Here is a 13,756-nt window from a genome sequence, read left to right as displayed (position 1 = left end):
GAAGGTAAAGTCTTAATTGACTTTACCTTTTTTTATGGGTTCTTAGCTAGCAGGTACTTTATGAGAAACCATATTAGAACTTTTACATCATTAGGATGGATTCTTTCGTTAAACTTTTATAGAAATATGAATGTTTGTACAATAATTTTCGAAATATTGGAATATAAAGAATGTTATAATTGTAATATTCAAGGAGGTTATACAATGAAAAAGAAATGGTTAGCAACTCTATTGATTGGAGTCTCAATCATATCAGTAGGATGCCAAAAAGAAGAAATAGAAAGTGAAGGGGAAGTAGAAACCCAAACGGAAAATCCCCTAGACACAGAGCAGAATAAAGATGTCAAGGAAGGTAAATTAACTAGAGATAACTCATCTGCAAAAGAAACAAAAATTAATGCTGGAACTTTTGAAGTAGGCAAAGATGTGTCGGTTGGAAGATATGTTTTAACTGGAAATGGAGATGGCAACTTTTCCATATATGATGGGGAAGTACAAATAGTTCATGAAATATTAGATGCTACAAATGAAATTGGTGTCGCATCAGTAACGCTTGATTTATATGAAGGGCAGAAAATTGAGGTTTCAGGATTAAACGAATTAATATTAACCCCTGCTAAAACACCATTATTAAGGTTAAATTTATCTACTGGTAATTGGACAGTAGGAATAGACATAGAACCAGGTAGATATATTGTTGAACCTATTCTTCTAGGTTACCTTATAGGGAAAGGAAGTTTGCTTGTATATGATGGTGAAAAACAAGTAGTTAATGAATTCCTTGATGCAAATGGAGTACTTGATGTGAAAGATGCAAGTGGAGAGATTGGTGTGAAACTTGCAGTCATAGAACTAAAAGAGGATCAAACCATTCGCATAACGGGTATACCCGAAGTGAAATTTACAAAAGAGTAATTGATACGACTATATAGCAAGGACGATTTTTGTATACGTAAAAGATATAGACCAAAACTGAGTATTTTCACTACATACAGCTTCACTTAATGCACCTAAAATGGTCGATACAAAAGCAAAAAAGGGAACGTTGCAAAATTGGCTACCCCTTTCATCATGGGTTGAAACCTGTATTCTATTACATTTATATTAAATTCTTGCAATACATATGGAATAGTTGGGCGGATTTGGGTAATATGGTAGAGTACTATTATAATAGATTGAAATGGGGTATTTAAATGACGAAGAAACGTAAACAATTCACTGCCGCAACTCTTGCGACTGTGACAGCCGTAATGGTAGGAGCTACAGGTGTACTAGCAGATCAATCAGTATACTCAGATGTAAGCGATTCGCACAAATACTCTGAAGCAATTCAAGCGCTAACAGCAGCAGGAATTGTAACAGGCTTTGGTGATGGAACATTTAAGCCGGATGCTACGGTTACACGCGGACAAGCCGCAAAAATGATTGCAGGCGCATTAAAATTAGATACAACAAATGTAGTAGATTCTAAGTTTAGCGATCTTGCACAATCCAATCACTATTATGGCGCAATTTCTGCATTAGTGGCGACAGGCTTTATTTCAGGCTACGAGGATAACACATTCCGTAGCTCAGAAAAAATTACACACGGTCAATTTGCAGCGATTTTAACAAATGTTTCAGCTGTGTATCCAATTGATACGCAAGTCATTCTAAATGAGTCAAATGTAGCGTTTAATCCAACAAATGAATTAACACGTGGTGAATTATCTAGCATTTTAGCAACGATTTTAGCAGGGGCAACAACACCAGAACTACCGGAAACTCCTGAAGTACCTGAAGCATCAGAAAACTTCAAGCTTTCTGTTATGCATGTAAACGATACACATGCACGCGTTGAAAACTTCCCGAAATTAATGACGGCTGTTAATGATTTCCGTGCAACATCATCAGAGTCACTTTTACTACATTCAGGCGATGCATTTACAGGGACATTGTATTTCTCTGAATTTAAAGGACAAGCCGATATTCAGTATTTCAATGAACTAGGCTTCGATGCGATGACATTCGGTAACCATGAATTCGATTTAGGTTCTTCACCAGAAGGACATAAAGCATTAGCTGATTTTGTTAAAGCAGCGAACTTCCCTTTCATTTCGGCTAACGTTGATTTTACTAAAGATACAAATTTCACAGGTCTATTCACGGATTTAAATTCAAGTGAGCCTGAAAACGGTAAAATTTACGCTGGTATGGTGAAAGAAATTAACGGAGAAAAAGTGGGGATTTTCGGTTTAACGACTGAAGAAACAGAATCCGTTTCATCACCTGATAAAGTAACTTTTGAAAACTACATTAAAGAGGCAGAAAAAGCGGTAAAAGCATTTGAAGGCATGGGCATTAATAAAATTATTGCGCTAACACATATCGGATTTGATGATTCTGCTGAGATTGACAATGATCAAATTTTAGCACAATCAGTACCAGGAATTGATATTATCGTTGGTGGTCATTCGCATACGAAATTAGATAAACCATTTATCGTGGACACAAACACGGTAGGTGAAAAGAAAGATGCGACGGTTATTGTTCAAGCAGGGGAGCAGGCGAACTACTTAGGCACTTTAGATGTTGAATTTGACGAGCAAGGGGTTGTTGTTGCTCATGAAGGTCAACTAATTGATGTTGCGAAATTAGCCGCAGATCCAAAAGGTACTAAAATGCTCGCACAATATAAAGAAAAAGTAGATGTATTTGCTAGTAAGGAAATCGGTGTTACATTAAAAGAGCCGCTTACAAACCCTCGTTTGAATACAACTGCTGACACAGCAAGTGTTCGTAATAGTGAGACGGCTTTAGGAAATATTATTACAGATGGTATGTTAGCAAAAGCGAAATCATTTACGGGTAAAAATGTGATCATGGCGTTACAAAACGGTGGGGGAATTCGTTCGGATATTCCAGCGGGTAATGTAACATTAGGTCAAGCAATTACTGTACTACCATTCACAAACACATTAGCGATCATGGACATTACGGGCGCTGATTTACTTGAAGCATTCGAGTTTTCTGTTCGACAAGCGCCAAAAGAAAATGGCGGGTTCTTACACATTGCAGGTGCCCAGCTTGTATTTGATTCATCAAAAGAAGTAGGTTCACGTGTCATTTCATTGAAGTACTATGATGAAAAAACAAAAGCGTATGTTGATATTAAAGCAGATGAAACGTATACAGTAACGACAAATGCTTTCACAGCACGCGGTGGCGATGACTATGAAGTATTTAAGAAAATCTATGATGCAGGTAAAGTACAAGATTTAGGCTTATCTGACTACGAAAACTTTGTAGAGCAATTAACTTCATTAAAAGAAGTAAAAACGACTACAGAAGGCCGTATTACGGATGTAGCTACATCAAATAAAGAAGCGACAGAAGCAACAGAAATAAAAGAAGAAGCAAAAGAAACAACAAAATAATAGTTAAAACACCGAACAGGGCAACCTAGTTCGGTGTTTTTTCATCGTTCTATGAATAAAAAAAGGCAAGCCCGTTTAATGGACTCGCCCTTGGATCATTCAATTAAAATTCGATGTATGCGACCATACCTTCTTCATCGTGAATATCCAGCGTAATACGAGCTGACATTGAGTCACGACCTAGCTGCTCATCAATATAAAGACGAATCGCTGTAATAAAGTTAACCGAGTTGTAGACGTCTAGCTGACCATTGTAAAATGCTTCAGCAGAGTAGCCTGCAATATCATCATACATTAACTCAACTTCAATATCTTGAGGTGCCACATTTTTAAATTTTGCATGAAAGTGGCAAACCGAATTGATTAAATCTTGTTCAAGTAATGTTAGTTTTTCCAAGATTGTGCAACCTCTTTTTCTTTTTTACGCTTAATTAATTGATAAATTTTCACTAAGAAGAATACTACTGCCCCGATAGCTAGCGCATTGATCATGAACCCTAAAATTGAACCAAGCATACCCATGCCACCAAATAGACTACCGAATAATAAACCAGCTAAACCACCAAGCATTAAGCCTTTCATTAAGCCGCCTGAAGATTTTTTAGCTGTATCTTGTTTCGTTGTTGTGCCGTTATTTTGTTTTGCAGTTGTTGGACTTGTAGCGTCATCCTTTTTTTGGATGTTGGAATTGTTATTAGAGTTTGAATTATTGAAACCCTTTTTCCCTGATTTGTAAGATTTAGCTTCTACTGTTTGTGCGTCATTAGCAAATAATAATGTTGATCCTACACTTGAAAAGACAAGTGCAAATGCTAATAAAATCGCTGATAATTTCTTCATGTTGATCCCCCAATTTGTCGATTCTTATACTTTATTAGTATACCAAAAAGAAACAAGGATAGAAAACAATAAGTCTGATTAGCATTCATTTTGTAGGGAATCTTTCAAACTTATGGAGAAGATTCGTAGAAAAGCAAAAAATTGATTGTATATAGATGTGTGAAAATGTATGATAAATAGTGAATTTAAACGCTATTCTGAAATCAGAATGAATAGCATGCTTAATTTGGGAGGAACAATAATGACTAAAATTCGAATTGGTATTGTGGGCTATGGTAATTTAGGACGAGGCGTGGAAGCGGCCATTCGTCAAAATGAAGATATGGAATTGGTTGCAGTATTTTCACGACGCGACCCATCAACAGTGAAACTTAAAACAGAAAATACCCCTGTTTATTTAGTAGAAGACGCAAAAAATTATAAAGACCAAATTGATGTGATGATTTTATGCGGTGGTTCAGCAACGGACTTACCAGAGCAAGTGCCGCATTTTGCACAATGGTTTAATACAATTGATAGTTATGACACGCATGCTAAAATTCCAGCATACTTTGATAGCGTTGATGCGGTTGCTGAGCAAAATGGCACGGTGTCAATCATTTCAGTTGGCTGGGATCCAGGTTTATTCTCATTAAATCGACTGCTTGGCGAAACGGTTTTACCAGTAGGCACGACGTATACTTTTTGGGGAGATGGCTTAAGCCAAGGACATTCCGATGCAGTGCGCCGAATTGAAGGGGTAAAAGGTGGGGTACAGTACACTTTGCCAATCAAAGAAGCAGTGGATCGTGTGCGTAACGGTGAAAACCCACAATTAACGACACGTGAAAAGCATGCACGAGAATGTTTTGTTGTTGTAGAAGAAGGGGCAGATCAAGCAAAAATCGAAAAAGAAATTATTGAAATGCCAAACTATTTTGCTGACTATGATACAACAGTCCACTTTATTTCTGAAGAAGAGTTGCAACAAAATCATTCGGGAATGCCACACGGTGGTTTTGTCATTCGCTCAGGAGAATCTGACGAAGGGGATAACCAAATTTTAGAGTTCTCTTTAAAATTACAATCTAATCCAATGTTTACATCAAGCGTACTTGTTGCTTATGCACGCGCTGCACATAAATTACGTGCCAAAGGGGACAGTGGTGCAAAAACGGTGTTTGATATTCCGTACGGGCTACTTTCACCAAAATCACCAGCACAATTACGTAAAGAATTACTATAATTATTTTAATAGAACGACGTCGTGTCATGCGATGTCGTTTTTTTATCGTTATTCTTCGATAAAGTCTTTTCATCTCTTGAATTCAAACGTATGATAGAGAAGTCTATATTAGAAATAAGAAAGGATGATCCATATGCAAGATAAGCGGTTTAAAGTAGCCCACAAGGAAGCGTTAATAGGTGCCTGCCTTGTTGTCATAAATTTTGCGATTTGGTTTGGGTTTGCCTATGGACTTGGCTCTGGGGACCCCCTAGAATATCGCTATGTGCTTGGCTTCCCTGCATGGTTTTTTTATAGTTGTATGGCGGGCACTGTTTTCATGATTATATGCATTTGGCTAGCGATGAAACTGTTCTTCAAAGAAATATCACTTGAAGAGGAGGACGAGCAACGATGATGCACTGGCAAGTTATTATTCCACTATTACTTTTTCTAGTTGTCATTTTTGGGATTGGTATATGGGCGAATAAACAAGTTCGTACGTCAAATTCCTTCATGCAAGAGTATTTTTTAGGCGGACGTGAAATGGGTGGCTTCATACTCGCGATGACAATGATGGCAACCTATGGGAGTGCTTCTAGTTTTATCGGCGGTCCAGGAGTTGCCTATAATACGGGACTTGGTTGGGTGCTACTCGCAATGGCACAGCTTCCGGCAGGGTATTTTGCCTTAATGGTGCTTGGGAAAAAATTCGCAATAGTGTCGCGTCGTATTGAAGCGATTACATTAATTGATTTTTTAAAGAAACGTTATGATAGCAATATAATTATTCTGTTATCCGCATTTAGTATTATTGTGTTTTTATTTGCCTCGATGACTGCGCAATGGGTTGGTGGTGCACGATTAATTGAAGCATTAACCGGACTGAATTATACAAGCGCCTTATTAATTTTCGCTGCTTCCGTACTTGTCTATGTAATTATTGGTGGTTTCCGCGCCGTTGCGTTAACAGATGCAGTTCAAGGCACGATTATGATTATTGGTACAGTCATTTTACTCATCGGGACAGTCATTGCTGGTGGTGGTGTGGAAAACATTATGCAAAACCTCGTAGCAGAAAATCCAAAACTCGTTTCACCATTTGGAGCAGACGGCAGTTTAACACCGCTATATGTTTCGACATTTTGGATTTTAATCGGGCTCGGTGTCATAGGTTTACCACAACTTGCCGTACGTGCTATGAGTTATAAAGATGCCAAAAGTCTACACCGCGCAATTTTAATCGGCACAATCGGCATTGGCACGATAATGTTAGGCATGCATTTAATCGGTGTATTTGCTCGTTCAGTAGTTCCAGGTATTGTTATTGGGGATAAAGTTATGCCAATCGTGACGCTTGAAGTATTGCCCCCGTTATTAGCAGGCATCGTTTTAGCTGCTCCAATGGCGGCCATTATGTCAACGGTTAACGCATTACTTATTTTAGTAAGTTCAACGGTTGTGAAAGATATTTATTTAAACTTTATTAATCCAAAGGCGACAGAACAGCAAATTAAGAAAAGAAGCTATACGGTTACGACGATTATTGGACTCGCTGTAGTCATTTTTGCACTGAATCCACCTGAATTGTTAATTTGGTTGAATTTATTTGCATTTGGCGGCTTAGAATCCGCGTTTTTATGGAGTGTTGTTTTCGGCCTTTATTGGAAAAAAGCGAATAAATATGGTGCCATCAGTTCGATGATTGTCGGCTTAACGCTGTACATCGCGATTGATCGATTAGCACCACATGTATTTGGTATGCACACCGTTACACTTCCGATTGTGGTGTCATTCTTTACATTTATCATCGTAAGTTTAACGACTCATAAAGTAAAAAAACTAGAAGAATTCCACTTCTAGCACTCGATATGGTATTGTAAGAAAAGTGAATAAATTATACAGTGGGGGACAAGTATGACAAATAATTATGAAGCAAGTATCCATTATAATGGAATTATTTTATTAACAGCCTATTTGCAGCGCCAATTTGTTTATGAAACGGTGCAAGTACGCTTACATAATGCGAGTGATGACAAGTTTAAGCAAGTAAAAGAATATTTAGATCATACGCACGCGATGTTAAAGCTCTTTGAAGAAACGAAAAGTTTACTAGATGGTCAAAAAAACAAATTAAAATCCTTTTCAGAGCAAGTATCCGTACTAATGCAAAGCTATATTAAAGAGGAACCATCTTTCACGGAGCGTTTAGCTGTTGTAGGATCGACTTTATATGCCGAGCAAATGATGAATAATGGCATCATCCGATTAGGGCAAGTGTTTCAGCAAGAGGTAGGAAAAGATTTTGCAGCACGCATAAAGTTTTACGAGGATCGGACAAAAGTAGTTGATATTATGGTACATTTACTGGCGGACGGAAAAGAAGTAGAAGAAGCGATGATGCAGCAAGTAGATAAATGGTATGAAGGCATTGCCAAACAGAAGAAAGATATTTTAAGTGATATAAAAAAAATTAATGAAATGTTGGATTATGCGCATAGAGGCTAAAATGAAATGTCAATGAGTGGGGGAAACTTCACTAGTATAATAGCGTCCAAATATTGAAATGGTGCACCTTCTGCTAAACAAAGAAAAGGACCACCCGATGAATGGGGCGGTCCTTTCGCTTATACACGCTCGAAAAATACTTTATCGATGTTGTATTTTGATTTGAATTGGTTAATCGCATATGTTTCGTAAATTTCACGTTCCATTGGATCTTCAATTTCGTATACTTCAATTTTATGCACTTCAGTACGGTGATTTTTCATCGGTGAAACATTGTCCTCAAAGTGCTTTTTAATGCGTTGGCGAATTTTACGTGCCTTACCGACAAATAAAAGTTCATTTTGTTCATTGTAGAAGAAGAAAATTCCACCAGCTTCACGCGTAATTTTGTGGAAATCAATAAAGCCGAAGTAAGGTGTAATTTCAACTTCACCTGGTTTAATCACTTGTTCACGTTGACGGATCACAAGCGTTGGTTTTGGCATTTCAATAGTAATCAAACAATTCACGTCCCTAATATATTATAAAATTATATTTTACAGTAAATCGCATTAAATTTCCATCATTTAAGTATAAAAGAATAGAAAATCAATGAAATTATACGATTCGACATAGAAAGTTCAATAATTGGAATAGGAAAGTATACATATTATACGACACATGTATATGAAACTTATTTTTATCAATTCGCCCCAAAACAAACAATTCCCATATTTTATTCACGATAAATTTCTAAAATTATCTTTTTTTGAACCTTAATATGCAAGTATTTTCGATATAAAAGAAGGAGTGAGACCGTTGAAAAAAGTTATCTTCTTTTTAAGTTTATTATTATTAGTTGCATGCTCACATAATGAAGTTAGTTATGATGGAGCACATTTAAAAATAGCTGTAATAGGTAATATCCCTGAATTCAATAATGAAAAAATTCATTTCGAATCCATTTTATTAGATGAGTTTAACGAAGCCACATTGCGGGCTTCAACAAATTTTGATGCGGTTATGATAACAACTGTAATATTTGAAGAAGCATCCAATGATCAATTTGTTGAAGCGTATGAGAATTCTGAAATGCCCATTATTTTTTTCGATTCACCAAAACGGCATTATCCATTTACTAGAGGAGGGATTACTTATGGAACGGCCCATTGGGAATCATTAAATAACGGTTCTCATACGACAATTTATTTATATGATGTTGATACAAATAGGGAAGACGCTTGGTTTTTCTATTTAAAAAATGAAAAAGAGTTTGATTTACTTTATAAAGAGATTTTTCAAAGAGTTGAAATGTTGTAAGTGTGGTAGAAAGAAGTTTTTAATGAAGATCTAATTCAAGAATTTAATTCCTTCAACTAAGGGGGCATTCAGTACGACAAGCAATTCGTAAATAAGGGGGAGCTTTTCAATGGAAACTTGGGATTTATATAATAAGCATCGTATAAAAATCGACAAACAAATCACCCGTGGAGAACCTTTGCCACCAGGAGAATTTCATTTAGTCGTCCACGTTTGTATATTTAATTCAAAAGGAGAGATGCTCATTCAACAACGTCAGCCTTTCAAACAAGGATGGTCGAACCTTTGGGATATTACTTGTGGAGGAAGTGCTACTGCAGGGGATACAAGTCAACAAGCTGCGTCGAGAGAATTATTCGAGGAATTAGGCATTGATTATAGCTTTGAAAACATGCGACCACAATGCACGATTAATTTTGGGCGCGGCTTTGATGATTATTATTTGATTGAACAAGAGGTAGACTTGGATGAACTGACATTACAATATGAGGAAGTCCAGGCGGTAAAATGGGCATCAAAAGAAGAGATTTTTAAATTAATGGAGCAAAAAGAATTCATCCCCTATTATGAGAGCATTATTGCCTTTTTATTTGAAAGTCGACAAAGTTATGGATCAATACGAGTTTAAATGGAATATCTCAATCCTTATAAATATAAATCATTTGGAGGAAGTCGAACATGAAAAATTATAATACACCAACCATAGAAACAGAGCGTTTAATATTAAGAAGGTTCACTGAGAATGACATTGAAGCCTTATTTGCAATTTATAGTGATGAAGAAGTGAATACTTATTTGCCGTGGTTACCTTTGAATTCATTGGAAGAAACTAAGGAATTTTTTAAAGAGAAATATTCCGAGGCTTATAAGCAGGAAAGAGGATATCAATATGCGATTTGTTTAAAAACAGATAATACCCCAATCGGTTATATAAAAGTCGATACCGGGGAAAACCACGATTTAGGGTATGGGTTGAGAAAAGAATTTTGGCATAAAGGGATTGTTACAGAGGCAAGTAAGGCCATTGTTGAACAAGTCAAAAAAGATGGTTTCCTCTATATCACTGCTACCCATGATATTAAAAATCCTCGCAGCGGTGAAGTAATGAAGAAAATTGGCATGAGCTATAAATATTCCTTTGAAGAACAATGGCAACCTAAAGATATTTTAGTGACATTCCGCATGTATCAATTAAACTTCGACGGACAAGATGATCGCGTTTATAAAGAATATTGGGATAAATATGCTGTTCGTTTTATTGAAAGAGATGTTTAAGTTTTAAAATAAAGGGGACCAATTGTTATTAATGTTGCACTTCAGCTAACGAATGGCTTTAGTGCAACAATAGTTTATAGGGTTAATAAGCATGTTATACTTTGTAGATTACATAATTCATTTTAGGAAGGTGTAGCATATGTCTAATTGTTGTAATACATAGGAACAAACTTCTGAAAATAATCGTTCTGAATTGTGTCCGTCTTGTAATTTAAAAGGTAAAAAATTAAACATCATTACATTAAAATCAATGCTAAAACCAGCGATTTTAAGTACATTGGATGCAAATTTACTTCATTATTTTTGTGCATCAAAAGATTGTGATGTCGTTTATTTTGATTCAAATAAAAAAACGTATGTCACATCTGAAATTAAGGTTCCTGTTCATCAAAAAAGTGATTCCTTTGATACGCCTGTTTGCTATTGCTTCGGTTGGACAAAGGAAAAAATTAACCAATATGTTGATGAAGGGCATACCCCTAATCCGTTAGAACAAATTCGTGAAAATATGAAAGCTGACCGATGTGGTTGTGAGATAAACAATCCTCAAGGTAGTTGCTGTTTGGGGAATGTGACAAACTATGTAAAAACGCTTTAGGATTAGCTTCTACTTTCTCCAAACTATATAAAATTGCGGAAAAATAGTTTGGAGAAATCAACTAATAAATGCGCCCCTTTGTAATTGTCCAACCCTCACACCAACAACAATTTCCATTGAATTTCGTCCACATTTTCGATTTTAGTAAAATTCCCTTCCATTTTAATCAAATATTGATTATTGTTATACTATTCGTTTAACTTAATTTATCCGGGGTTCAAACCCCTGGATAAATTAAGTTAAGCCCCGGCGGATGTCACAGATTTTTTGGATGAGTTTTTCGAGCAAGCCCGAAAAAAATCTGGACGCAATTACGCCGAGGCGTAATTGATATAGAAAGAGAGAAGGAATATTTATGCAGAAGTATAAAGGCGAAATTTTGATGCTCATAACGGCCGTCATGTGGGGGAGCGGTTTCATTGGGATGGCAGTCGGCTTAGAATATTGGACCGTCTTTCAACTAATGGCGGGTCGCTTTTTATTAGCGTCCATTATTTTAAGTATTATTTTTTATAAAAAGTTGAAATTAATTACGAAAAGTGTTCTTTGGAAAGGTGCTGTACTTGGTGCGATCTTATTTGGCGCATTTACATTGCAAACGATGGGGCTGGAGTACACGACACCATCGAAAAATGCTTTTTTAACCGCATTAAATGTCATTATTGTGCCGATTATTGCGTATGTCATTTATAAACGCCGTATTGATCGTTTCGAATTTATCGCTGCTGGCATGGCAATCGTCGGAATTGGCTTTTTATCGCTACAAGACTCGCTCACAATTAACTTTGGCGATTTCCTGTCTATTTTATGTGCAGTTGGTTTTGCTTTTGATATTTTCTATACGAATGTTTTCGTTAAAACAGAGGATGCACTTGCTTTAACAATCGTTCAGTTTTATACGGCAACGATTTTAAGTATGATTTCATTACTTGCACTTGGTGAGGTGCCAACTACATATTCTACGGAAGGAATTTACATCATTCTTTACTTAGCGGTTTTCTGTACAGCGGTTGCGTATGTGTGCCAAAATATTGGAATGCAATATGCCAATCCAACAAAGTCTGCAATTATTCTATCAACGGAAGCTTTATTCGGTACGATGTTTTCGGTATGGTTATTAAGCGAGATTTTAACGGGTCGCATGTGGATTGGTTGTGTGTTAATTTTTGTTGCCATTATATTCGCTGAGGTCAAGCCAACCTTTAGAAGAAAAAAAGTATATGTCTAATGAATTGAAAAAGATGAAATACGTGCCATTTCGCATAAAATTATCTAGTATTCGTACTTTATTCGCGTATAGATGACAAGATTTTAAAGTGAAAAATCGGAAAACTAGATAAATTAAGCTTGACCAATGCAGTCGTTATCGTTACGATAGGCATTGAAAAGTTCATAGACTAAAAATGTAGGGGTGCTAGTGTTGCTAGCTGAGAAAGTGTTCCATGGAGAGGCTTACCCTTTGAACCTGAACTGGTTAATACCGGCGGAGGAAACATTGTCATGTAGATTGTTATGTCATTGATTTCGTATAACTATCTGTTGCTTGTTTAACGCTCGGTGCATATTGTACCGGGCGTTTTTTACATTTTTCTATGGTAATTTTCATTCTGATACAAATAAAAGGAGGAATTTACATGTGGAAATGGTTAAGTATTATTGGCATGACATTGCTTTTAGTCGGCTGTCAGCAAAATGCGAAAACGGGAGATTCAGATTTAACGAAAGTTCAAGTAGTGCTTGATTGGACACCAAATACGAATCATACGGGCTTATACGTCGCGCAGGAAAAAGGCTATTTTGAGGAAGCAGGGCTAGATGTTGAAATTATTCAACCAGGTGATGCTGGTGCAGATCAGCTTGTTGCAACAGGCAAAGCACAGTTTGGCATTAGTGCACAAGAATCTGTTACACAGGCACGTTTACAAGGTGTCCCACTCGTTTCCATTGCAGCGATTATTCAGCACAATACATCAGGCTTTGCATCACTAAAGGAAACAGGCATTGAAACGCCAAAAGATTTTGAAGGAAAAACATACGGTGGATGGGGTTCACCAATTGAACAGGCCATTATTAAAACGGTTATGGAAATGGCAGATGGAGATGTCAATAAAGTAGACATTATTAATGCAGGTAATGCAGACTTTTTCAATATGATGAAACAAAACATTGATTTTGCATGGATGTACTACGGCTGGACAGGCATTGAAGCCGAGTTACGTGGGCAAGCTATTGATATGCTTTATTTAACGGATTATGCGAAAGAATTGGATTATTATACACCGGTCATTATTGCGAATGAAAAATACATTGCCAAGGAAGACGAAACGGTTCGCGCCTTTATGCAAGCGGTAACTAAAGGCTATGAACTAGCGATTAACGAACCGGAAGAAGCGGCAAGTATGCTATTAAAAGCAGTGCCAGAATTAGATGAAGATTTAGTTGTGAACAGTGCAATTTGGTTAGCAGATCAATACCAAGCAGATGCAAAACAGTGGGGCATTCAATCATTGGAAGTTTGGGAAAACTACGCGAATTGGATGTTCGAAAATCAATTAATTGAAAAAGAACTTGATGCTGAAAAAGCATTTACAAATCAATTTTTATCGGAGGAATAAA

General features: G+C 36.6%; 14 protein-coding genes, 1 pseudogene and 1 riboswitch. Of the genes and pseudogenes, 12 read left to right on the top strand and 3 right to left on the bottom strand.

Annotated elements, in window-relative coordinates; genetic code table 11:
* Window positions 1-204: 204 nt before the first annotated feature.
* Window positions 205-915 (top strand): hypothetical protein, encoded by a 711-nt coding sequence (locus MHI10_RS10400; protein WP_340785226.1) that lies wholly within the window; start codon window positions 205-207, stop codon window positions 913-915.
* 278 nt (window positions 916-1,193) lie between these two features.
* Window positions 1,194-3,416 carry a 5'-nucleotidase C-terminal domain-containing protein gene (locus tag MHI10_RS10395; RefSeq protein WP_340785224.1) on the top strand — a complete coding sequence of 741 codons (2,223 nt, stop codon included), beginning with the start codon at window positions 1,194-1,196 and terminating at the stop codon, window positions 3,414-3,416.
* A 103-nt stretch (window positions 3,417-3,519) separates the two neighbouring features.
* Here MHI10_RS10395 and MHI10_RS10390 read toward each other — a convergent pair whose 3' ends face one another.
* Window positions 3,520-3,813: a YxcD family protein gene (locus MHI10_RS10390; RefSeq protein WP_340785222.1), complete on the bottom strand. Its 294-nt coding sequence runs from the start codon at window positions 3,811-3,813 to the stop codon at window positions 3,520-3,522.
* Window positions 3,801-4,256 carry a hypothetical protein gene (locus MHI10_RS10385; RefSeq protein WP_340785219.1) on the bottom strand — a complete coding sequence of 152 codons (456 nt, stop codon included), beginning with the start codon at window positions 4,254-4,256 and terminating at the stop codon, window positions 3,801-3,803. The genes MHI10_RS10390 and MHI10_RS10385 overlap by 13 nt, the downstream gene beginning before the upstream one ends.
* A 241-nt stretch (window positions 4,257-4,497) precedes the next feature.
* Between MHI10_RS10385 and MHI10_RS10380 the strand changes: the two genes are divergently transcribed.
* The 4 genes from MHI10_RS10380 (at window position 4,498) to MHI10_RS10365 (ending at window position 7,968) form a co-directional block, all read left to right on the top strand.
* Window positions 4,498-5,481 carry a diaminopimelate dehydrogenase gene (locus MHI10_RS10380; RefSeq protein WP_340785217.1) on the top strand — a complete coding sequence of 328 codons (984 nt, stop codon included), beginning with the start codon at window positions 4,498-4,500 and terminating at the stop codon, window positions 5,479-5,481.
* A gap of 133 nt (window positions 5,482-5,614) precedes the next feature.
* Window positions 5,615-5,878 carry a YhdT family protein gene (locus tag MHI10_RS10375; protein WP_340785215.1) on the top strand — a complete coding sequence of 88 codons (264 nt, stop codon included), beginning with the start codon at window positions 5,615-5,617 and terminating at the stop codon, window positions 5,876-5,878.
* Window positions 5,878-7,323: a sodium/pantothenate symporter gene (gene panF / locus MHI10_RS10370; protein WP_340789201.1), complete on the top strand. Its 1,446-nt coding sequence runs from the start codon at window positions 5,878-5,880 to the stop codon at window positions 7,321-7,323. The genes MHI10_RS10375 and panF overlap by 1 nt, the downstream gene beginning before the upstream one ends.
* 54 nt (window positions 7,324-7,377) lie before the next feature.
* Entirely contained in the window at window positions 7,378-7,968 is a 591-nt protein-coding gene (locus MHI10_RS10365) for a transcriptional regulator (protein WP_340785213.1), read from the top strand.
* 119 nt (window positions 7,969-8,087) lie between these two features.
* Here the strand turns inward: MHI10_RS10365 and MHI10_RS10360 are convergent, their stop codons facing one another.
* Window positions 8,088-8,453: a nucleotide excision repair endonuclease gene (locus MHI10_RS10360; protein WP_445683219.1), complete on the bottom strand. Its 366-nt coding sequence runs from the start codon at window positions 8,451-8,453 to the stop codon at window positions 8,088-8,090.
* A 313-nt stretch (window positions 8,454-8,766) separates the two neighbouring features.
* Between MHI10_RS10360 and MHI10_RS10355 the strand changes: the two genes are divergently transcribed.
* The 6 genes and pseudogenes from MHI10_RS10355 to MHI10_RS10330 all read left to right on the top strand — a co-directional run bounded on the left by MHI10_RS10355 (window position 8,767) and on the right by MHI10_RS10330 (window position 13,755).
* A complete protein-coding gene (locus tag MHI10_RS10355; RefSeq protein ID WP_340785208.1) occupies window positions 8,767-9,267 on the top strand; it encodes an amino acid oxidase in 501 nt (166 codons plus the stop codon).
* A 109-nt stretch (window positions 9,268-9,376) separates the two neighbouring features.
* On the top strand, window positions 9,377-9,895 hold the full coding sequence (locus MHI10_RS10350; protein WP_340785206.1) for an NUDIX hydrolase: 519 nt from the start codon (window positions 9,377-9,379) through the stop codon (window positions 9,893-9,895).
* Between the two features lie 50 nt (window positions 9,896-9,945).
* Window positions 9,946-10,542, top strand: a complete 597-nt coding sequence (locus tag MHI10_RS10345) for a GNAT family N-acetyltransferase (protein WP_340785205.1) — start codon at window positions 9,946-9,948, stop codon at window positions 10,540-10,542.
* Window positions 10,543-10,681: 139 nt separating this feature from the next.
* Window positions 10,682-11,140 (top strand): annotated as a pseudogene (locus MHI10_RS10340) (putative iron-sulfur cluster-binding metallochaperone).
* Window positions 11,141-11,495: 355 nt separating this feature from the next.
* Entirely contained in the window at window positions 11,496-12,368 is an 873-nt protein-coding gene (locus MHI10_RS10335) for a DMT family transporter (protein WP_340785203.1), read from the top strand.
* A 169-nt stretch (window positions 12,369-12,537) separates the two neighbouring features.
* Window positions 12,538-12,649, top strand: a riboswitch (TPP riboswitch).
* Between the two features lie 125 nt (window positions 12,650-12,774).
* Complete coding sequence (locus MHI10_RS10330) at window positions 12,775-13,755, top strand: ABC transporter substrate-binding protein (RefSeq protein ID WP_340785202.1); 981 nt, start codon at window positions 12,775-12,777, stop codon at window positions 13,753-13,755.
* Window position 13,756: the final 1 nt, after the last annotated feature.

It is taken from the genome of Solibacillus sp. FSL K6-1523 (assembly GCF_038005225.1).
Classification (GTDB): Bacteria; Bacillota; Bacilli; order Bacillales_A; family Planococcaceae; genus Solibacillus.
The sequence above is the reverse complement of the archived record's forward strand: the minus strand, read 5'-3'. Positions and strand labels throughout refer to the sequence as shown.